The sequence below is a fragment of the Emcibacter sp. SYSU 3D8 genome (assembly GCF_039655875.1).
Classification (GTDB): domain Bacteria; phylum Pseudomonadota; class Alphaproteobacteria; order SMXS01; family SMXS01; genus RI-34.
This window is the reverse complement of sequence record NZ_JBBYXK010000001.1, coordinates 469,912-488,873: the sequence shown is the minus strand read 5'-3', so window position 1 is coordinate 488,873 and position 18,962 is coordinate 469,912. Positions and strand designations below refer to the sequence as shown.

The 18,962-nt window shown below is 64.3% G+C and carries 15 protein-coding genes; 8 read left to right on the top strand and 7 right to left on the bottom strand.

Annotated elements, in window-relative coordinates; all coding sequences use genetic code 11:
* The gene (locus tag WJU21_RS02415; RefSeq protein ID WP_346321778.1) at positions 1-756 is read left to right on the top strand and encodes an aldolase/citrate lyase family protein; all 756 of its coding nucleotides are present in this window, start codon (positions 1-3) and stop codon (positions 754-756) included.
* Here WJU21_RS02415 and WJU21_RS02410 read toward each other — a convergent pair.
* From WJU21_RS02410 to WJU21_RS02395, 4 genes are read right to left on the bottom strand one after another with little or no spacing between them, the layout of a single operon-like run.
* On the bottom strand, positions 753-1,772 hold the full coding sequence (locus WJU21_RS02410) for an ABC transporter substrate-binding protein (protein WP_346321777.1): 1,020 nt from the start codon (positions 1,770-1,772) through the stop codon (positions 753-755). The genes WJU21_RS02415 and WJU21_RS02410 overlap by 4 nt on opposite strands.
* A complete protein-coding gene (locus WJU21_RS02405; protein ID WP_346321776.1) occupies positions 1,769-3,964 on the bottom strand; it encodes a fused MFS/spermidine synthase in 2,196 nt (731 codons plus the stop codon). Before WJU21_RS02405 ends, WJU21_RS02410 begins: the two co-directional genes overlap by 4 nt.
* A 28-nt stretch (positions 3,965-3,992) precedes the next feature.
* Positions 3,993-5,189 (bottom strand): acyl-CoA dehydrogenase family protein, encoded by a 1,197-nt coding sequence (locus tag WJU21_RS02400; protein WP_346321775.1) that lies wholly within the window; start codon positions 5,187-5,189, stop codon positions 3,993-3,995.
* A gap of 25 nt (positions 5,190-5,214) precedes the next feature.
* Positions 5,215-6,339 carry an acyl-CoA dehydrogenase family protein gene (locus tag WJU21_RS02395; RefSeq protein ID WP_346321774.1) on the bottom strand — a complete coding sequence of 375 codons (1,125 nt, stop codon included), beginning with the start codon at positions 6,337-6,339 and terminating at the stop codon, positions 5,215-5,217.
* Between the two features lie 192 nt (positions 6,340-6,531).
* Between WJU21_RS02395 and WJU21_RS02390 the strand changes: the two genes are divergently transcribed.
* The 7 genes from WJU21_RS02390 (at position 6,532) to phoB (ending at position 14,079) form a co-directional block, all read left to right on the top strand.
* Positions 6,532-7,815 carry an ATP-binding protein gene (locus tag WJU21_RS02390; RefSeq protein WP_346321773.1) on the top strand — a complete coding sequence of 428 codons (1,284 nt, stop codon included), beginning with the start codon at positions 6,532-6,534 and terminating at the stop codon, positions 7,813-7,815.
* Between the two features lie 150 nt (positions 7,816-7,965).
* Positions 7,966-9,000, top strand: a complete 1,035-nt coding sequence (locus WJU21_RS02385; RefSeq protein ID WP_346322440.1) for a substrate-binding domain-containing protein — start codon at positions 7,966-7,968, stop codon at positions 8,998-9,000.
* Between the two features lie 122 nt (positions 9,001-9,122).
* A complete protein-coding gene (gene pstC, locus WJU21_RS02380) occupies positions 9,123-10,508 on the top strand; it encodes a phosphate ABC transporter permease subunit PstC (protein ID WP_346321772.1) in 1,386 nt (461 codons plus the stop codon).
* Positions 10,501-11,790: a phosphate ABC transporter permease PstA gene (gene pstA, locus WJU21_RS02375; RefSeq protein WP_346321771.1), complete on the top strand. Its 1,290-nt coding sequence runs from the start codon at positions 10,501-10,503 to the stop codon at positions 11,788-11,790. The genes pstC and pstA overlap by 8 nt, the downstream gene beginning before the upstream one ends.
* A gap of 6 nt (positions 11,791-11,796) precedes the next feature.
* The gene (pstB, locus tag WJU21_RS02370) at positions 11,797-12,609 is read left to right on the top strand and encodes a phosphate ABC transporter ATP-binding protein PstB (RefSeq protein ID WP_346321770.1); all 813 of its coding nucleotides are present in this window, start codon (positions 11,797-11,799) and stop codon (positions 12,607-12,609) included.
* A gap of 29 nt (positions 12,610-12,638) precedes the next feature.
* Positions 12,639-13,358: a phosphate signaling complex protein PhoU gene (phoU, locus tag WJU21_RS02365; protein ID WP_346321769.1), complete on the top strand. Its 720-nt coding sequence runs from the start codon at positions 12,639-12,641 to the stop codon at positions 13,356-13,358.
* Positions 13,359-13,386: 28 nt separating this feature from the next.
* Complete coding sequence (gene phoB / locus WJU21_RS02360; protein WP_346321768.1) at positions 13,387-14,079, top strand: phosphate regulon transcriptional regulator PhoB; 693 nt, start codon at positions 13,387-13,389, stop codon at positions 14,077-14,079.
* Here phoB and WJU21_RS02355 read toward each other — a convergent pair.
* The 3 genes from WJU21_RS02355 to WJU21_RS02345 all read right to left on the bottom strand — a co-directional run bounded on the left by WJU21_RS02355 (position 14,052) and on the right by WJU21_RS02345 (position 18,594).
* Positions 14,052-14,297 carry a hypothetical protein gene (locus WJU21_RS02355; RefSeq protein WP_346321767.1) on the bottom strand — a complete coding sequence of 82 codons (246 nt, stop codon included), beginning with the start codon at positions 14,295-14,297 and terminating at the stop codon, positions 14,052-14,054. The two genes, phoB and WJU21_RS02355, sit on opposite strands and share 28 nt — an antisense overlap.
* Positions 14,298-14,400: 103 nt before the next feature.
* On the bottom strand, positions 14,401-14,826 hold the full coding sequence (locus tag WJU21_RS02350) for a YbaN family protein (protein WP_346321766.1): 426 nt from the start codon (positions 14,824-14,826) through the stop codon (positions 14,401-14,403).
* Positions 14,827-14,955: 129 nt separating this feature from the next.
* A complete protein-coding gene (locus tag WJU21_RS02345; RefSeq protein WP_346321765.1) occupies positions 14,956-18,594 on the bottom strand; it encodes a vitamin B12-dependent ribonucleotide reductase in 3,639 nt (1,212 codons plus the stop codon).
* Between the last annotated feature and the right edge of the window lie 368 nt (positions 18,595-18,962).

Below are 18,962 nucleotides of genomic sequence, written 5' to 3'. Positions count from 1 at the left end.
ATGCGGGAGAACCGGCTGAAGGCCATATGGGCGCGGGGAGAGGCCGCGACCAATTGCTGGATCGCCTCGGACAGCGCCTATGTGGCCGAGGCCATGGCGGCGCAGGGTTGGGATTCGCTGACCATCGACATGCAGCATGGCCTGATCGGGGTAAGCGAGATGCATGCCATGCTGGCGGCGGTGTCGGCATCGCCGGTCACGCCGCTGGTCCGGGTGCCGTGGAACGAGCCCGGCGTGATCATGAAGGCGCTGGATGCCGGCGCCTACGGCGTGATCTGTCCGATGATCAACACGCGCGAGGAGTGCGAGCGCTTCGTCGGCGCCTGCCGTTACGTTCCGGACGGATATCGCAGCGTCGGTCCGAACCGGGCGATCCTGTATGCGGGCGGCGACTACATGAAGTGGGCGAACGACGTGCTGCTGACCTTCGCCATGATCGAGACGCAGGAGTCGCTGGATAACCTCGAGGGCATCTGCGCCACCCCGGGCCTCGACGCGCTGCTGATCGGCCCGTCCGACCTGGGCCTGTCGCTGGGGGGCGAGCCGCGCCTCAACCAGTCCGATCCGGTCGTCATGGACGCAATCGACCGAATCCTGGAGACCGCCAGGCGGCATGGCCTGCGCACCGCCATCGTCAATAACGGCGTCGACTACTCGAAGCAGATGATCGCCAAGGGCTTCGACCTGGTGACCGTGACCTCCGACATGGGGCTGGTCCGTGCCGGCTTCGATCTGGTCCGGGAGATGAACGACTAGCCTTCGGGCAGGTCCCGCAGCAGGCTGGCGTCGACCACATCATTGAGGAACAGGACACCCGGCAGCAATCTCGCGGTGACCATCTCCTGCTGCATCCGTTCCATGGCCACCGTGTCGATCCGGCCGAAGGGCACGCCGCCGTCCGGTCCGGATACCAGCGGTTCCATGGCCTTCAGCTGATCCATCTGGTGGCCGGCATCCAGTTCGGGATAGCGTGAAACCAGCAATTGCACCGCGGCTTCCTTGTCGGCAAAGGCGGTCCGCCACCCATCGCGGGCGCCGTCGATGAAGCGGACCAGGGTGTCCCGGCGGGTCTCCAGCATCGTGTCGGTGGTGAACAGGCAGTCCGACGGCATGGCGACACCATATTCCGCGGGGCTGAGGATCTGCAGTTCCGATTCCGGATAGCCCTCGTTGCGCAGCAGGATCAGTTCATTGATGGTCGTCACCTGGCTCAGGACATAGCGGTCCTCCAGGAAGCCGGAAAGGGATTGATCCTGCCTGACGACCTTGAAATCGGCCAGGGTCATGCCCTGCTTGGCAGCCATGGCGGCAAACTCGGCCTCGTCGCCGCCGAGCCGTAGCCCGATGGGCTGGCCCGCAAGCTGGCGCAGCGAGAGGATGCGGTTTCGGGCCTTGAGCACGAAGCGGAAAATGCTGTCCTGCAGGGGCAGGGCGATGATCTTCACCGGCACCGACTTGGCGCGGGCGACGAACAACAGGCTCGACGGCCCGATGCCGATATGCGCGGCGCCGGTCGCCACCTCGGCCAGGGCCGGATGGTCCGGGCCGCCGGGAAGAATGGTCACGTCGAGCCCGCGTTTGCTGAACAGCCCCAGTTCCCTGGCGACCAGATAGCCGGCGAATTCCGCCTGGGGCAGCCACTCCAGGTGCAGCACCAGCTTTTCCGAGGCGGCGGCGGCGAGCGGCTGGGCGACGGCGAGGCCCGGAATCGCGGCGGCGGCCATGGCAGCCATGCCGCCGCGCAGCACGGTTCTGCGGTCTGGCGCGGTCACTTGTTCAAATCCGGCTGGACGCTGAGCAGCTCGAACAGGCCGGACTTGTCATCGGTCCAGAGCAGGTCGCGGTCGGGCGTGAGCACCTGCCATCCGGGGCGCGCCAGCACCGGCGCCAGGGTTGCCGGGTCGCGGGCCATCACCGCCCAACGGCTGGAATGGATGATCCGGTCGGTGACCTCGTCGAAGCGGCCGAGCACTGTGAATCCAAGACGCTCGGCGAGTGCTGCCAGCACTGGGTTCAGGTTGACGAACTTGTTCGAGATATTGATCACCACCATGCCGTCGGGCTTCAGCTTGCTGAAATAGATCTCGAACGCTTCCAGGGTCAGCAGGTGCATGGGAATGGCGTCGGAACTGAAGGCATCCAGCACGATCAGATCGAAGCGCTGGTTTTCCCGGGCCAGCAGCAGGCGGCCGTCGCCGGTCAGCACGCGCGCATCGGGCTGGCAGTCGGCGAGGAACGAGAAGAACTGCGGGTTGCGCGCCATCTCGACCACGACCGGGTTGATCTCGAAGAACGTCCAGCGGGCCTCCGGCGGGCCTGAGCAGGCGATGGTGCCGGTGCCCAGGCCGATGGCGGCGATGTCGCGGGCGCGTCCCTGGGCGGTGCGCACGGCGATGACGTCGCCATAGGGGCCGCGCGCGCCGTAATAGCTGGTCAGCACGCGGCGCTTGTCCGGCGCGCGGAGCTGGCCGCCATGGGAGGTCGAGCCGTTCACCATCAGGGTCATGTCATGGGGTGCGTCATAGAGCACCTTGACCACGCCGAAGAAGTTGCGTTGCTGATCGAGTGGGGGCTCGGCCAGCCGAGGCGCGGTACTGAGCAGGAAAGCGGCGGCGAGGCCGATGGCGAACCGGACCGGGTTCCCCGCCAGGGCGACCAGACCCACCGCGAATACGAGCCCGATGATTCCGGTCACCATGCGGACGTGGTCCGGCGGGGTTTGCAGCAGGACGGCAATTGCGATGGCGCCGGCAGCGACCGGAATCGCCACGTCCAGGCCCCAGCGGATGCGGCCCGGACTCTGCATGGGGCGCAGCGCGACCGCCAGCACCAGCGCCAGCGGATATTCGGTGACGCCGATGAACAAATTGGGCGCAACCACCGCATTGAATGCGCCGCCGAGGAGGCCGCCCAGCGCGATCATCAGGTAGAATTCGCTCGAGCGCTCGGGACCGGGGCGGCTGTCGGCCAGGCGGGCGTGGCAGATATAGGCGGACAGGAACAGCAGGACGACCGTCGCCGCGACCATGTCCCATGCGCGGATCAGTTGCTCACCGCCGAACATGACGATGATCAACGGCGCCAGCGCCACAGGCTGCAGCATCAGCACGAGTCGCATGGGCAGGATGCGCCACCGGGCGAAGGCCAGCACGAAGGTCAGCAGATAGAGCGCCAGCGGCACCACCCAGAACAGTGGCCCGGCGGCGATGTCGGTGGTGATGCGGGTGGTGGTGCCTGACAGCAGGCTTGACGGTACGGCGGCCAGGAGGAGCCACATCCAGCGCTGGCCAGCGCGGCGGGCAGGGGGCGCTGCCGCAATATCCGTCGCCCCGGCGGCTGGCGCCGCCGGCTTCACCGGGCGTCCCAGGACGATACAGCCGCCGATGACCACCGCGAACACGGCGCATCCGATGGTCCACAGCCGGGCCTGCTCGATCAGCCCTATATGGGGCTCGATCAGCACCGGATAGGCAAGCAGCGCGCCGAGGCCGCCCACATTGCTCGCGGCGTAGAGGAAATATGGATCGTGCGCGTTGCGATGGCCGGTGCGCGAGAACCAGTGCTGGGCCAGGGGCGCGGTGGCCGACAGGGCCAACAGTGGCAACCCGGCGCCCACCGTCAGCATGAACAGCACCTGCAGCACGGGCGAGGCGGTGCCGGCTTCCATGCCGGGCAGCCCGGGCGGCAATGCCACCGCCGCGAGCGCGAGCAGCGCCACGTGCACGGCGGCCTGCACGCGGTACGGCGCCCAGCGGGTCAGCACATAGCAGTAGGTGTACCCGAGCAACAGGATGGCCTGATAGAACATCAGCGCCGTCACCCAGGTGGCCGGCGTCCCGCCCATCAGCGGCAGGATGGCCTTGGGCAACATGGGCTCGAGCCAGAAGATCAGCACGGCGCTGAGGAAAATGGCCGAGGTATAGACCACGGAAATCAGCAGGCCCGGCGTCCGGTCCGTTTTCAAGGCGCCCCCAATTCCGACGGCATTCGCCTCAGATGCTCAGCAGCACCTTGGCGATGACGTCGCGCTGGATCTCGTTGGAGCCACCGTAGATGGTCGCGGCGCGCCCATAGAGGAAGTCGAACATGGCGCCGCCGGCCTCGGTCGGCCCGACAGGCGGTTCGTTGGAGCCTTTCGTGTCGCGGAAGCCGTCATAGGGAAAGCTGTAATAGCCCGCGATTTCGATGAACAGCTCGGACATGCTCTGCTGCAGTTGGGTCGCGGCCACCTTCATCATGTTGGCCTCGGTGCCCGGCGCATGTTCGGTCTTCTGGCCGGACAGGAACCGCAGTTCGGAATATTCCAGCGCCATCAGCGCCACTTCGGTCTCGGCCAGCCTGCGTTGGTAACCGGCCTCATCGGCCAGCTTGCCGCCGTTCATGTCGGTTTTGTCGGCGAGTTTGCGGATGCGGCGCAGCGTGTGCTTCTTGTGGCCCACCTGGGCGATGCCATTGCGCTCGTTGACGAGCAGGAACTTGGCGTAGGTCCAGCCCTCGTTTTCCTTGCCGATCAAATTCTTCTTCGGGGCGCGCACGTCGGTAAAGAACACCTGGTTCACCGTGTGGTCGCCGTTGATGATGATCAGCGGGCTGACTTCGATGCCGGGCGTCTTCATGTCGATCAGCAGGAAGGAAATGCCTTCCTGCTTCTTGCCGGTGTCGTCGGTGCGCACGAGGCAGAAAATCCAGTCGGCATCGTGGGCGCCGGTGGTCCAGATCTTCGAGCCGTTGACGATGTAATCGTCGCCGTCGCTGACCGCCTTGGTCTTGAGCGAGGCCAGGTCCGAGCCCGAACCCGGCTCGGAATATCCCTGACACCACCAATCCTCGCCGCTGAGGATGCGCGGCAGGAAATGCGCCTTCTGCGCCTCGTTGCCATAGGTGTAGATCACCGGGCCGACCATTTTCAGCCCGAAGGCAGGCAAGTCGGGTGCGCCGGCCAGCGCCATCTCGTTGGCATAGATATAGCGCTGGGTAGGCGTCCAGCCGGGCCCGCCATATTCGACGGGCCATGCCGGCGCGATCCAGCCCTTGGCGGCCAGGATCTTCTGCCAGCGCAGCAGGTCGGGCTTGTACAGCTTCTCGCCGGCCTCGACCTTGGTGCGCAGGTCGGCGGGGAAATTGTCCGCCATCCATGCCCGCACTTCGTTCTGGAAGGCAATCTCGTCGGGCGTGAACGACAGGTCCATGGTCTATCCCCGTTTTCTTCCGTACTCAGGCCGCGGCGCTGAACTGCTTCAGGTGATGATCCACATTCCCGAACAGAATGTCGATCATGGTCAGCCGCTTGAAATAGTGGCCCACCGACAATTCGTCGGTCATGCCCATGCCGCCGTGAAGCTGTACGGCCTGCTGGCCGACGAACCGGCCGCTCTTGCCGATCTGGACCTTGGCGCCCGAGACCGCCTTGCGGCGCTCGATCGGATCTTCGCTGTCGACCTTGAGGGCGGCGACGAGGGCCATCGACTTGGCCTGCTCGTATTCCATCATCATGTCGGCCATGCGATGGCGCAGCACCTGGAACTTGGCGATCGGCTGGCCGAACTGCTCGCGGGTCTTGGTATATTCGACCGTGGTGTCGAGCAGCACCTTCATGGCGCCGACGGCCTCGGCGCACAGCGCTGTAATGGCATTGTCGGAGACCTTCTCGAGGATGGCGAGGCCCTGGTCTTCTTCGCCCAGCAGCGCGTCCGGACCGACCTGGACGCTGTTGAGGAACAGCTCGGCGGCGCGCGATCCATCGACGGTCGGATAGGCGCGGCGCTCCAGGCCGGAGGCACCGCGGTCGATGATGAACAGGCTGATCCCGCTCCTGTCGCGGCGATCGCCCGAGGTGCGGGCCGAGACGATGATCTTGTCGGCGCTGTCGCCGTGCAGCACGACGGCCTTGTGCCCGTCGATAACCCAGCCATTGCCGTCCTTGCGGGCGGTGGTGGCAACGTCGAACAGGTCGAAGCGGGCCTGCGGTTCGGCATAGGCCACCGCCAGCAGCAAGCTGCCTTCGATGATCTGGCCGATCAGGTCGTCGGCGCCGCCGGCGGCCTTCAGCGCACCGCCGCCCATGACCACGGTGGTCAAATAGGGCTCGAGCAGCAAGCCGCGGCCGAAGGCTTCCATCAGCACATTGGTGTCGACGGCGGTGCCGTCCAGCCCGCCCTGGTCCTCGGTGAAGGGCAGCGCCAGCCAGCCGAGTTCGGCCATCTGCTTCCAGTAATCGCGGCTGAAGCCTTCTTCGGAGGCGCGCATCTTGCGGAGATTGTCGGCGCCGCAATTGGCGTCGACGAAGCGCTCGGCGCTGTCGCGCAGCATGATCTGTTCATCGGAGTAGGACAGGTCCATCCTTCAGAAATCCTCTTGTTTTGTATCCGGCAGGCGGTTTGGCTGTCGTTTTTGCGCCATTTCCCGCGATCAGGCAAGACCTTGTCACGAGACTGCGGTTGCATGCTCGAGGAATTGTATGGTTGTTGTGATTCTGTGCCCGGGTCCGGGACGGGGAGCGGGTTTTGGTGCAATGAATCGATGGGCGTCGCCGTGAGAAAAGTCTTCAAAGGTTGGGGGCAGGCTGCGCCCGTGTTGCCGGTTGCCGCCCTCGTCGGCCTTGTCCTGGCGGGTTATGTGCATCTGGCCCATGCGGTGCTGCTCGTGGCGGCCAGCGCGCCGGCGGCGTGGCTACTGTTGCGGGCAAGCCGGACGGGCAATGCGAATGTCGAGGCGAGACCCGATGGCAAGATGTCGGCGGCAGCGGTCTCCGTCGAACGTTCGGTGATCGACGTCCTGCCGGATGCGCTCGTGCTGCTCGATGCGAGCCGCCGGGTCGTCGAGGCCAATGCCGCGGCGCGCGAGTTGTTTGGCGTCCGTCTGGTCGGGCGGGACTTCTCACAGGTGTTGCGGCACCCGTCCGCTATCGGCGCCATGGACCGGGTTCTGTCCAGCAAAGCGGTATCGCGCGAGGAAATCACCCTGCTGAGTCCCGGCGAACGGCACTTCATGCTTGCGGCGCTGCCCATCGAAGGCGAGCGACCGGCGGCGGGAGAGGCGATGCCCGCAATGGCCATCGCCCTGCATGAAATAACAACCCTGAAGCGATCCGAGCAGCTGCGCGCGGACTTTGTCGCCAATGCCAGCCACGAGTTGCGTACGCCGCTGGCCAGCATCATCGGATTCATCGAAACCCTGCAGGGCCCCGCCAGGGGCGATCCTGCCGCCCAGGACCGCTTCCTGGAGATCATGGCGCTGGAATCGGCCCGCATGGCGCGGCTGATCGACGATTTGCTGTCTCTGTCGCGAATCGAACTGGACGAGCATGTGGTGCCGTCGGACAGCGTCGATCTCGCGCATGTGATCGACGGCGTGGTCGAGGCCCTGTCGCTGGCTGCCCGTGACCGCGAGATGAGCATTGCCGTGGATATCGATGCCGGCATGCCGGCGGTCGTGGGCGATTCCGACCAGCTGACCCAGGTGTTCCAGAACCTTGTCGACAATGCGATCAAGTACGCGCGCATCGGCACGGCCATCCGGATCGATGGGAAGCAGATCGAGCGACTGCCTGAAACCGGCGGCCCGGGCGTGGTGGTCAGGGTAACCAATGACGGCGAGGGCATAGCCCGCGAGCATCTTCCGCGCCTCACTGACCGGTTCTACCGGGTCGATCCCGCCCGGTCCCGGCAAAAGGGTGGCACGGGCCTGGGCCTTGCCATCGCCAAGCACATCGTCAACAGGCACCGGGGCCGTCTGGTGTTAGAAAGCGAACTCGGAGTCGGCACCACGGTCAGCGTCTATCTGCCGGCCCGCGCGGGATCCCAGAACGCCAAGTAGTTGATTCAGGTCACGGCGGTGGCTTGTAACAATACTGTAACTTAACTGACTTATAGCTTTCACCACCCATCCATAGGGTGCGACCCACGGGTGCCGGCGAGGCCGCGCCCAAAGACGTGGCTCACCACTGATGATCGGAGAAACATCGTGATCAACAAGACACTCATCGGCCTGGCGACCGTCGCCGTGGTCAGCGCCGCCGCTTCGGGTGCCGCCCATGCCCGCGACCGCATCCAGGTGGTCGGTTCCTCGACCGTCTTCCCCTACTCCCAAGCCGCCGCGGAAGAATTCGCCAACAAGTCGGGCAAGCCCGCGCCCGTCGTCGAATCGACCGGCACCGGCGGTGGCATGAAGATATTCTGCCAGGGCGTTGGCCCGGACCATCCGGATGTGACCGGCGCGTCGCGCGCCATGAAAAAATCCGAGTTCGAGCTGTGCGCGAAGAACGGAGTGACGGACGTTTCCGAGGCGCTTATCGGGTATGACGGCCTGTCCATCGCGGTTTCGCGCAAGGGCAAGGACATGGACCTGACCAAGAAGCAGATTTTCCTTGCTCTTGCCGCGCAGGTGCCCGGTAAGGATGGGAAGCTGATCGCCAATCCCTACAAGAACTGGAAGGAAATCGATACGTCGCTGCCCGACCTGAAAATCCAGGTGTTCGGCCCGCCGCCGACTTCCGGCACGCGTGACGCGTTCGTGGAACTGGCCATGCGCGAGGGGTGCAAGGAGATCGATTTCTACAAGAAGATGGAAAAAAAGGACATCAAGGCGAACTGCGACCGCATGCGTCAGGATGGCCTTTTCGTCGAAGCGGGCGAGAACGACAACCTCATCGTTCAGCGTCTCAACACCGATCCGACCGCCCTTGGCATCTTCGGTTACTCGTTCCTCTATGAGAATCAGGACAACCTGAAGGCGGTGAAAGTTGCCGGCGTCGCCCCCGTAGCGGACACCATCGCGGATGGAAGCTATGGCATATCCCGTCCTATCTTCTTCTACGTGAAGAATGCGCATCGGAGGGCCATTCCGGGTCTGCAGGATTTCCTGAAGGAGTATGTGAGCGCCGAAGCGATGGGCAAGAACGGCTACCTGATCGAGCGTGGCCTGGTTCCGCTGTCTGATGCCAAGTTCAAGGAAGTTCAGGCGGCCGTCCTTGGCGGCACCAAGATGGCCGCTCCGAAATAAGCAGTATCGGACGACCATAGCGAAAGGCCGGTCGGCCAGGCGCTCGCACGGGATCGTCGCGCCTGGCCGTCCTCCGCCTCTTTCCAGGGCGCGTCCCCGACGCGCAGTGCCAGGGCCAACTCATGTCTACGATCACGATCGCCTTTCTCACCATCCTCGGACTCAGCCTGTCCGGGTTCCTGCTGGGTGCGGGTCGCGCCTCGCGGCTGCGGACGACCTCCGGGCAGCATCTGCATTCCCTGCCGTCACAGCACGCCGCGTTCGTCGCGCTCTGGATCGTGCTGCCGGCGCTGTTGATCCTGATCATGTGGTTGCTGTTCCAAGAGTCCATGGTTCAGCGTTTCGTCCTTGCCGCCATGCCGGATTCGATCACGGCAGGCCTCGACCAGGCGCAACGCGACCTGCTGCTCAGCGAAATCGTCAACGTCAACGCCGGCCGGATCTTTCAGGAGCCGCGTCCTGAGGTCACCGAAGCCGCGCGGCATTACGGCGCCCTGACCGAAACGGCCAACTGGGCGCTTGTCGGCGTCGTGGCGGCGTCATGTCTTGCCGCACTCGCATGGGCCTGGACCCGCATCAATCCACAATTCCGCGCGCGCAACGGTGTCGAGCGCATCCTGTCGGGTCTGATGATCATGTGTTCGCTGATCGCGATCCTGACGACGGTCGGCATCGTCCTCTCGCTGTTGTTCGAGGCATTCCGGTTCTTCCAGCGGGTGCCGCTGACCGAGTTCTTCTTCGGCCTGCGGTGGGAGCCCCAGATCGCCATCCGCGCCGACCAGACCGCTGGATACGGCGCATTCGGCGCGGTTCCCGTCTTCACCGGCACGCTGCTGATCAGCGCCATCGCGCTTGCGGTCGCCATTCCCATCGGCCTGTTCTCGGCGGTCTATCTGGTCGAGTACGCCAATGACCGGGTGCGCAATATCGTCAAGCCGATCATGGAACTGCTCGCCGGCATTCCGACGGTCGTCTACGGCTTCTTCGCCGTGCTCATCGTCTCGCCGGCGGTGGTCGGGGGCGGCGGCGTCATCGGCGTGGACGTGGCGCCCACCAGTGCCCTGGTCGCCGGCGCGGTGATGGGGATCATGATCATTCCGTTCATTTCGTCCATGTCCGACGACGCGCTGACCGCCGTGCCGCGCTCGCTGCGCGATGGGTCATATGCCATGGGCGCGACCAAAGGGGAAACGATCACCAAGGTGCTGCTGCCCGCGGCCCTCCCGGGCATCGTTGGAGGCATTCTGCTGGCCGCCAGCCGCGCCATCGGCGAAACCATGATCGTCGTCATGGCGGCGGGTCTGATCGCCAATCTGAGCCTGAATCCGCTCGAGGGCGTGACCACGGTTACGGTGCAGATCGTCTCCCTGCTGATCGGCGACACGGAATTCGACAACCCAAAGACACTCGCGGCCTTCGCGCTTGGCCTTGTCCTGTTCCTGATAACGCTCGGGCTCAACATCATCGCGCTGCGCGTGGTCCAGAAGTACAGAGAGCAATATGACTGATGCCCCCACTTCGCTGCCGGTCAGCCACTGGTCGTCCGACGCAGCGCGAAAGAACCTCAGGCGGCGATATGCGGCCAACACCAGGTTGAAGCTCTATGGCCTCGCGGCCGTCGTCACCGCCGTTGGCCTGCTGGCCATCCTGCTTGGCTCGCTGACCGCCACGGGCTACAAGTCCTTCGTCCAGACCCACGTGACATTCGACGTGTTCGTGGATCCCGCCGAGGTGGACACAGCCAACCTGTTCGACGGCAATTACCGCGGCATGGTGCGCGAGGGTTTCCTGGGATTGTTTCCGGATGTCCCAAGGGGGCCGCAGCAGCGCCAGCTGTTCGACATCCTCAGCAGCGGCGCCCAACTGAAGCTGCGCGAGATCGTCGCCGACGATCCCTCGCTGGTGGGAAGCACCGTGAGGATCAGTGTTCCGGTCGCCGATTCATTCGACCAGTTCCACAAGGGGGTGATCCCGCGCGACGTCCCCGAGGAACAGCGGCGCGTCAGCGATCGCCAGATCGCCTGGTTCGACAAGCTGGACGCGGACGGCCGCATCGCGACGCCCTTCAACTGGACGCTGTTCTTTTCGGCCGACAGCCGCTTTCCGGAACTGGCCGGCCTTTCCGGCGCCCTGGTCGGATCGTTCTACCTGCTGCTGGTCACCTTCGTGCTGAGCTTTCCGGTCGGCATCGCCGCGGCGATCTACCTCGAGGAATTCGCGCCCAAGAACAGATGGACGGATCTGATCGAGATCAACATCAACAACCTGGCGGCAGTGCCGTCGGTGGTGTTCGGCCTGCTGGCGCTGGCGGTGTTCCTCCAGGTGTTCGGCCTGCCGCGGTCGGCACCCTTGGTCGGCGGCATGACGCTGGCGCTGATGACGTTGCCGACGATCATCATCGCCACCCGCGCCGCGCTCAAGGCTGTGCCGCCCTCCATCCGGGAAGGCGCCCTGGGCATCGGCGCGTCGAAACATCAGGTGGTGCTCCATCATGTGCTGCCGCTCGCCATGCCGGGCATCCTGACCGGCACCATCATCGGACTGGCCCAGGCGCTGGGCGAGACCGCGCCGCTGCTGCTGATCGGGATGAATGCGTTCATCACGTCGGACCCCGGCGGCATTCTCGACCCGGCGACCGCGCTGCCGACGCAGATATTCATCTGGTCGGACAGCCCGGAGCGGGGATTCGTCGCACGCACGTCGGCGGCCATCCTGGTGCTGGTCGGCTTCCTGCTGACGATGAACGGAATCGCGATTTATCTGAGACGACGTCTTGAACGCAAGTGGTGATCGGATATGAAAATGGCTGAAGCTGACGTTGAAGCGAGGATTCGGGTGTCGACCGGACAAGACAAGATCAAGTTTTCGAACCGTGACGTCCACGTGTTCTATGGCGAGAAGCAGGCGATCAACGGCGTGAGCCTCGATATCTACGATAACGAGGTCACCGCCCTGATCGGTCCGTCGGGCTGCGGAAAATCGACGTTCCTGCGCTGCCTCAATCGGATGAACGACACGGTCGACAGCGCCCGGGTCACGGGCACGATCCTGCTGGATGGCACCGACATCTACGACAGGAAGGTCGACGTGGTCCAGCTCCGTGCCCGGGTCGGCATGGTGTTCCAGAAGCCGAACCCGTTCCCCAAGTCGATCTACGACAACATCGCCTATGGACCCAGGCTTCACGGCCTCGCAGCGAAGAAGCCCGACATCGACGCCATCGTCGAGACGAGCCTGAAGAAGGCTGGCTTGTGGAACGAGGTGAAGGATCGCCTCGAGTCGGGCGGCACGTCCCTGTCCGGCGGCCAGCAGCAGCGCCTGTGCATCGCCCGCGCCATCGCGGTCAGCCCGGAGGTGATCCTGATGGACGAGCCGTGCTCGGCGCTCGATCCGATCGCCACCGCCAGGGTCGAGGAGCTGATCGACGAGCTGCGCGAGAACTATGCCATCGTCATCGTCACCCATTCCATGCAGCAGGCGGCCCGCGTGTCCCAGAAGACCGCCTTCTTCCACCTGGGCGATATCGTTGAGCATGGCAACACCGAGCAGATTTTCACCAATCCGCGCGAGGAGCGCACCCGGGATTACATCACCGGCCGCTTCGGTTAACACCTTCCACCTATCAAGGGCCGGACATCATGCCTAGCGATCACATCGTTTCTTCCTACGACAAGGAACTGGAAAATCTGCGGTCCAGCATCGCCCGCATGGGCGGTCTTTCAGAGACCCAGATCGCCGGCGCCGTCGATGCGCTCTACAAGCGCAGCGCCGAGCGGGCCCAGCAGGTCGTCGATGGCGACAAGACCCTCGACGAGCTTGAAATCGTCATCGAACGGGATGCCATTTCCATTCTGGCCCGGCGCCAGCCCATGGCGTCGGATCTGCGCGAGATCGTCTCGGCGCTGAAGATGTCGAGCATTCTCGAGCGTATCGGCGATTATGCGAAGAACATCGCCAAGCGGGTTACCGCGATCAATGAAACGGACAATTTCCGCATCGTTCGAACCCTGGGCGACATGGCCCATCTGGTGCAGAAAATGCTGAAGGACGTGCTCGATGCCTATATCGACCAGGACGCGGTCAAGGCGATCGATGTCTGGGAGCGCGATGCCGCCGTCGATGAATTGTACAATAGCTTGTTCCGCGAATTGCTGACCTACATGATGGAAGATGCACGCTCCATCACGCCGTGCACCCACCTGTTGTTCGCGGCCAAGAATGTCGAGCGGATGGGAGATCACGTGACCAACCTGGCTGAAATCGTGTTCTACCTGGTCAACGGTGAAATCCTCGAGGACAAGCGTCCCAAGGGCGATCGCACCAGCTACACGGTGCTGCGGCCGAACGAAGACGATTGATGGTTCGAGAGTGACGGGAAAATCCGACATGAAGCCGACTGTTCTGCTGATCGAGGACGATCTGAGCCTCGTCGAACTTGTACGGTACAATCTGGACAAGGAAGGGTTCGATGTCATCCACGCCGCCGACGGCGAGGAAGGCCTGGTGATGGCCAAGGAACACGCACCCGACCTGATCCTGCTCGACTGGATGCTGCCCTTCGTGCCGGGGATCGAGGTCTGCCGCCGGCTCCGCAAGTCGCCGGAGACGGCGGGCATTCCGGTCATCATGCTGACCGCGCGCACGGAAGAGGGCGACCGCATCCGGGGCCTGGATACGGGCGCTGACGACTACATCACCAAGCCCTATTCGCCGCGCGAGCTGCTTGCGCGCATCAACGCGGTGCTGCGCCGCGTGCGACCGGCCTATTCGGGGCAGGTGCTGACCTATGCCGACATCGCCCTGGACGCGACCGCGCACAAGGTGACCCGGGGTGGCAAGCCGGTGCGGCTTGGCCCGACGGAATTCCGCCTGCTGCGGCATTTTCTGGAAAACCCGGACCGGGTGTTCTCGCGTGAGCAATTGCTGGATTCGGTCTGGGGCCACGACGTCTATGTGGAGCCGCGCACGGTCGACGTGCACATCAGGCGCCTGCGCAAGGTGCTGAACGACGGCGGCGCCCAGGACGTGATCCGCACCGTCCGCTCGGCCGGCTACGCCCTGGATTTGGAAACGGTCTGATCTGAGCCCGGCTCGCGGTTCGCCGTGTGCTCGTGATAATTCTCGGTCTGGTTCCAGCGGCCGTCCTGGCCGCGCCCGGTCTTGCGCGAGGCCTTGTCGCGGTTGGACAGCACCTCGTTTTCCGCGATCTCTCCGGCGGGCAGCTGCGTCGCCGCGCCCGAGCCGTCGCCCTTGCCCTTGACGCCGGCGCCATGAGTTTTTCTGCTCGCATTCGCCATCATCGTTCTCCTTGCCTTGTTCCCTATCAAGGAGACAACCGGTTGAATCCGGATATGTTCCGGCGGGCTTGCGCCCGCCACGCGGCTGCGGGCGCCTCAGGGTTCAGTTCGACGGGGGCGCATGCGGCGCCCGGCTGGGCCGCGTCAGTATGAACGTGGACACCGCCACCTCGATGGCGCCGACGATGAGAGGCACCCAGAAGGATGTGGCGACATATATGGTCAGGAAGAGCCAGCCGACAGTCATGGTGCCGATCGCCAGCACCTTGGCGCGGGGCGGGATGACGCCGTGCTTGTTCCAGGCGACCAGGTACGGCCCGCAGGTCTTGTTGCGGTAAAGCCACCTGTGCAGCCGACGCGAACTCTTCGACCATGCCCAGGCGGTGATCAGCAGGAACGGCACCGTCGGAAGGATCGGCAGAAACGCGCCTATTGCGCCGATCGCCAGGAACAGCCAGCCCACGGCCAGCAGGATGTAACGCCAAAACGGCGAGACGGTTATCTCGGTGGGATTGTCCTGCGGGTCCATGACAGGATGATGGGGCCATCGACGCAAACTGCAAGCGGCTGCATCGGTCAAGCGCGGCAGCACCAGCCCCGGCAACGGCCGCAGCGTCCGGATGCTGCCGGCCCCGAGCCCGGATTCAGGCGAAACCGATCACGAACAGCCGCTGGTGCCGCCGCAGGTGTTGCACTTCATGCAGGTACCGTTGCGGACCAGGGTGAAGTTGCCGCAATCGCCGCAGGCGTCGCCCTCATAGCCCTTCATGCGGGCTTCCTTGGCGAGTTCGACTGTGGCGGTCATGGCCGCTTCCGCGCGGGTCAGCAGCAGGGCGTCGCCGGTCTGGCCAACGGCGATGTCGCTTGTCCGCTCGACCACCACGGAACGGGCCACGGTTTCCTTCTTCGCGGTCATGCCGCCTTCGACGACGGTCAGCTTGTTGCGGACATAGCCTGACGACGCGACCTCGCGAATGGCGGCGATGGTCTGCTGGGCGGTGGTCGTCCTTGTGGCCGGTTCCTCGCCCTCGCTCTGGCCCTTGCCGAGCGCGTCGAAGCGGGTCTCGTGCGGCTCGACATGCGCCAGGTCGTAGCGGCTGAGATAGGACACCGCCAGTTCGCGGAACACGTAGTCGAGCAGCGAGGTCGCCATCTTGATCGAATCGTTGCCCTCGACCAGGCCCGACGGCTCGAACCGGGTAAAGGTAAAGGCATCGACATATTCCTCCAGCGGCACGCCGTATTGCAGGCCGATGGAAATGGCGATGGCGAAATTGTTCATCAGCGAGCGGAAGGCGGCGCCTTCCTTGTGCATGTCGATGAAAATCTCGCCCAGGCGGCCGTCGTCATATTCACCGGTGCGCAGGTAGACCTTGTGGCCGCCCACGACGGCCTTCTGGGTGTAGCCCTTGCGGCGATGGGGCAGGCGGCCGCGTGCGGCCGGCGCGATCTTCTCGATGATCCGCTCGACGATCCTGTCGACGGGCGCGGATACCGGCGCAGGCGCGGCGTCTTCCTCGTCCAGGTCGGCATCGTCCAGCAGCGACGAGTTCAGCGGCTGGCTCAGCTTGGAGCCGTCGCGGTAGAGCGCATTGGCCTTCAACGCCAGGCGCCAGGACAGTTCGTAGGCGCTGAGGCAATCCGTCACCCTGGCGTTGCTCGCCATGTTGATGGTCTTGGAGATGGCGCCCGAGATGAAGGGCTGGGCAGCCGCCATCATGCGGATGTGGCTCTCGACCGACAGGTACCGCTTGCCGATGCGGCCGCAGGGATTGGCGCAGTCGAACACCGGCAGGTGCTCGTCCTTCAGGCGGGGCGCGCCCTCCAGGGTCATGGCGCCGCAAACGTGCAGGTTCGCCGCGTCGATTTCTGCCCTGGTGAAGCCAAGCTGGGCCAGCATGTCGAAGCCGAAATCGTCGAGCTGCTCGGCGGTGAAGCCAAGGCCGTGAATGCAGAATGTCTCGCCCAGGCTCCACTTGTTGAACGCGAACTTGATGTCGAAGGCGCTGGCCAGGTTCTCCTCGATGGCCTCGATCTCCAGCGGGCCGAAGCCCTTGGCGGCCAGCGTCTCGTGGTTGATGCCGGGGGCGTTCTTCAACGTGCCGAAGCCCACCGCATAGTCGATGATCTCGACGATTTCGAATTCCTGGTAGCCGAGCTTGCGCAGCGCGGCAGGGACCATCTGGTTGATGATCTTGAAATAGCCGCCGCCGGCCAGCTTCTTGAACTTCACCAGCGCGAAGTCGGGCTCGATGCCGGTGGTGTCGCAATCCATCACCAGGCCGATGGTGCCGGTGGGCGCGATCACCGACGCCTGGGCATTGCGGAAGCCGTGCTTTTCGCCCAGCGACAGCGCCTCGTCCCATGCGTCGGCCGCGGCCTCCGTCAGGGCCGCATCCGGACAGCCCGCAATGTCGAGCGGTACCGGCGGCGTGTTCAGGCCCTCGTAGCCCTTGGCCTCGCCGCGGGCGGCCCGGCGGTGATTTCGGATCACCCGCAGCATGTGTTCGCGGTTGGGTTCATAGCCCGGGAAGGCGCCCAGTTCGGACGCCATTTCGGCCGAGGTGGCATAGGCGACGCCGGTCATCAGCGCGGTGATGGCGCCGCACAGGGCGCGGCCTTCGGTGCTGTCGTACGGCAGACCAGAGGCCATCAGCAGGCCGCCGATATTGGCAAAGCCCAGACCCAGCGTGCGGTAGCGATAGCTGCGTTCGGCGATCTCGCGCGACGGGAACTGGGCCATCAGCACCGAAATCTCCAGCACGACCGTCCACAGGCGCGTGGCATGCTGGAAGCTTTCGATGTCGAAGTTTCCGTCGGCCTTCAGGAACGTCATCAGGTTCAGCGACGCCAGATTGCAGGCCGTATCGTCGAGGAACATGTATTCGGAGCACGGGTTGCTGGCGTGGATGTCGCCCGAGGCCTTGCAGGTGTGCCAGTCGTTGATGGTGGTGTGGAACTGCAGCCCCGGATCGGCGCAGGCCCAGGCCGCGTTGCCGATCGAGTCCCAGAGCTGGCGGGCAGGGAGCGTCTCGGCGATCTGGCCGTCGGTGCGGCGGATCAGGTTCCAGTCGTCACCGGCCGCGACGGCCTGCATGAACTCGTCGGTGACCCGCACCGAGTTGTTGGAATTCTGGCCGGAGACGGTCAGGTAGGCCTCGGAATCCCAGTCTGTGTCGTAAGTGCGGAAATCGATGTTGGTATAGCCCTGGCGCGCAAACTCGATGACCCGCTGCACGTAATTCTCGGGCAGCATGGCCTTGCGGGCGCCGATCACCGCCTTTTTCAGGTCCTTGTTGCGCCGGGGATCGAAGCGGTCTTCTTCCGTCAGGTCGTCGTGGGCGGCGCAGGCTGCGATGATCTCGTTGAGGTGCTTCTCGGCAAGACGCGAGCCGGCGACCAGCGCCGCGACCTTCTGCTCCTCGACAACCTTCCAGTTGACGAACTTCTCGACATCCGGATGGTCCACGTCGACCACGACCATCTTGGCCGCGCGGCGGGTGGTCCCGCCCGACTTGATGGCGCCGGCGGCGCGGTCGCCGATCTTCAGGAAGCTCATCAGGCCCGAGGAGGTGCCGCCGCCCGACAGGTTCTCGCCTTCGCTGCGGATGCGCGAGAAGTTGCTGCCGGTGCCCGAACCGTATTTGAACAAGCGCGCCTCGCGCACCCACAAATCCATGATCCCGCCCTCGTTCACCAGGTCATCGGCGATGCCCTGGATGAAGCACGCATGCGGCTGGGGCCGTTCGTAGGCGCTGTCCGACGGGACTGCCTCGCCGGTGGACGGGTCCACATAGAAATGTCCCTGGGCCGGACCGTCGATGCCATAGGCCCAGTGCAGCCCGGTGTTGAACCATTGCGGCGAATTGGGCGCGCACATCTGGTTGGCCAGCATGAAGCACAGTTCATCGCAGAACGCCTGCGCGTCGGCCGGGCTGTCGAAATAGCCACCTTTCCAGCCCCAGTAGGTCCAGGCTCCGGCCAGCCGGTCGAAAACCTGCTTGGCGCTGGTTTCACCCATATTGCCCGGATCGCCGGAAGGCTCGCGCCGCCACAGGAATTCCGGCACGCCCTCCTCGGCAACCGGTGTCGCGGCGACGGGGACGCCCTTCTTGCGGAAATATTTCTGGGCGATGATGTCGGTCGCCACCTGGCTCCATGCCTCGGGCACCTCGACATCCTCGAGCCGGAACACCACCGAGCCATTGGGATTGCGGATTTCGCTCACGGCCTTGCGGAAAGCGATCGCCTCGTAGGGCGACTGACCTTCTTTCGTATAGCGGCGTTCGACTCGCATGTGCTTCCCCCTGAACCTTCAGTAGACTTCGACCCGGAAAAGTCCGCCATTTCCTGCACATACATATGGTATGAGCGGCGAACCGTGACACAAAGGGTAGGGTTTTGAATCGGACGCTATCAAGCTGGAATTTGCTACATTTTGGAAAAAATATCCTTGCAAACACCAAATGTTGTGGATTGCAACGATTTAGACCCGCTATTTCATACGGGGCTGCGGCATTCTCGGCCCAGCAACGGAATCACGTTGCGGAATCTGTCTGGAATCGCAACAGGCTGCCGTCCGAGTCTCACCCGTTGGGGTAACCCATGGCCATGTGCCCGATGCGCGTCGGGGCCGCCGATGCGGCGAAAATGCACGACGGGTGC

Excerpts from the sequence above, each read along its gene's own strand:
- WJU21_RS02395 (WP_346321774.1), bottom strand. The coding sequence starts at position 6,339 with ATGGACCTGTCCTACTCCGATGAACAGATCATGCTGCGCGACAGCGCC.
- WJU21_RS02400 (WP_346321775.1), bottom strand. The coding sequence starts at position 5,189 with ATGGACCTGTCGTTCACGCCCGACGAGATTGCCTTCCAGAACGAAGTG.
- WJU21_RS02355 (WP_346321767.1), bottom strand. The coding sequence starts at position 14,297 with ATGGCGAATGCGAGCAGAAAAACTCATGGCGCCGGCGTCAAGGGCAAG.
- phoB (WP_346321768.1), top strand. The coding sequence starts at position 13,387 with ATGAAGCCGACTGTTCTGCTGATCGAGGACGATCTGAGCCTCGTCGAA.
- pstC (WP_346321772.1), top strand. The coding sequence starts at position 9,123 with ATGTCTACGATCACGATCGCCTTTCTCACCATCCTCGGACTCAGCCTG.
- WJU21_RS02415 (WP_346321778.1), top strand. The coding sequence starts at position 1 with ATGCGGGAGAACCGGCTGAAGGCCATATGGGCGCGGGGAGAGGCCGCG.
- pstB (WP_346321770.1), top strand. The coding sequence starts at position 11,797 with ATGAAAATGGCTGAAGCTGACGTTGAAGCGAGGATTCGGGTGTCGACC.
- WJU21_RS02350 (WP_346321766.1), bottom strand. The coding sequence starts at position 14,826 with ATGGACCCGCAGGACAATCCCACCGAGATAACCGTCTCGCCGTTTTGG.
- WJU21_RS02345 (WP_346321765.1), bottom strand. The coding sequence starts at position 18,594 with ATGCGAGTCGAACGCCGCTATACGAAAGAAGGTCAGTCGCCCTACGAG.
- phoU (WP_346321769.1), top strand. The coding sequence starts at position 12,639 with ATGCCTAGCGATCACATCGTTTCTTCCTACGACAAGGAACTGGAAAAT.
- pstA (WP_346321771.1), top strand. The coding sequence starts at position 10,501 with ATGACTGATGCCCCCACTTCGCTGCCGGTCAGCCACTGGTCGTCCGAC.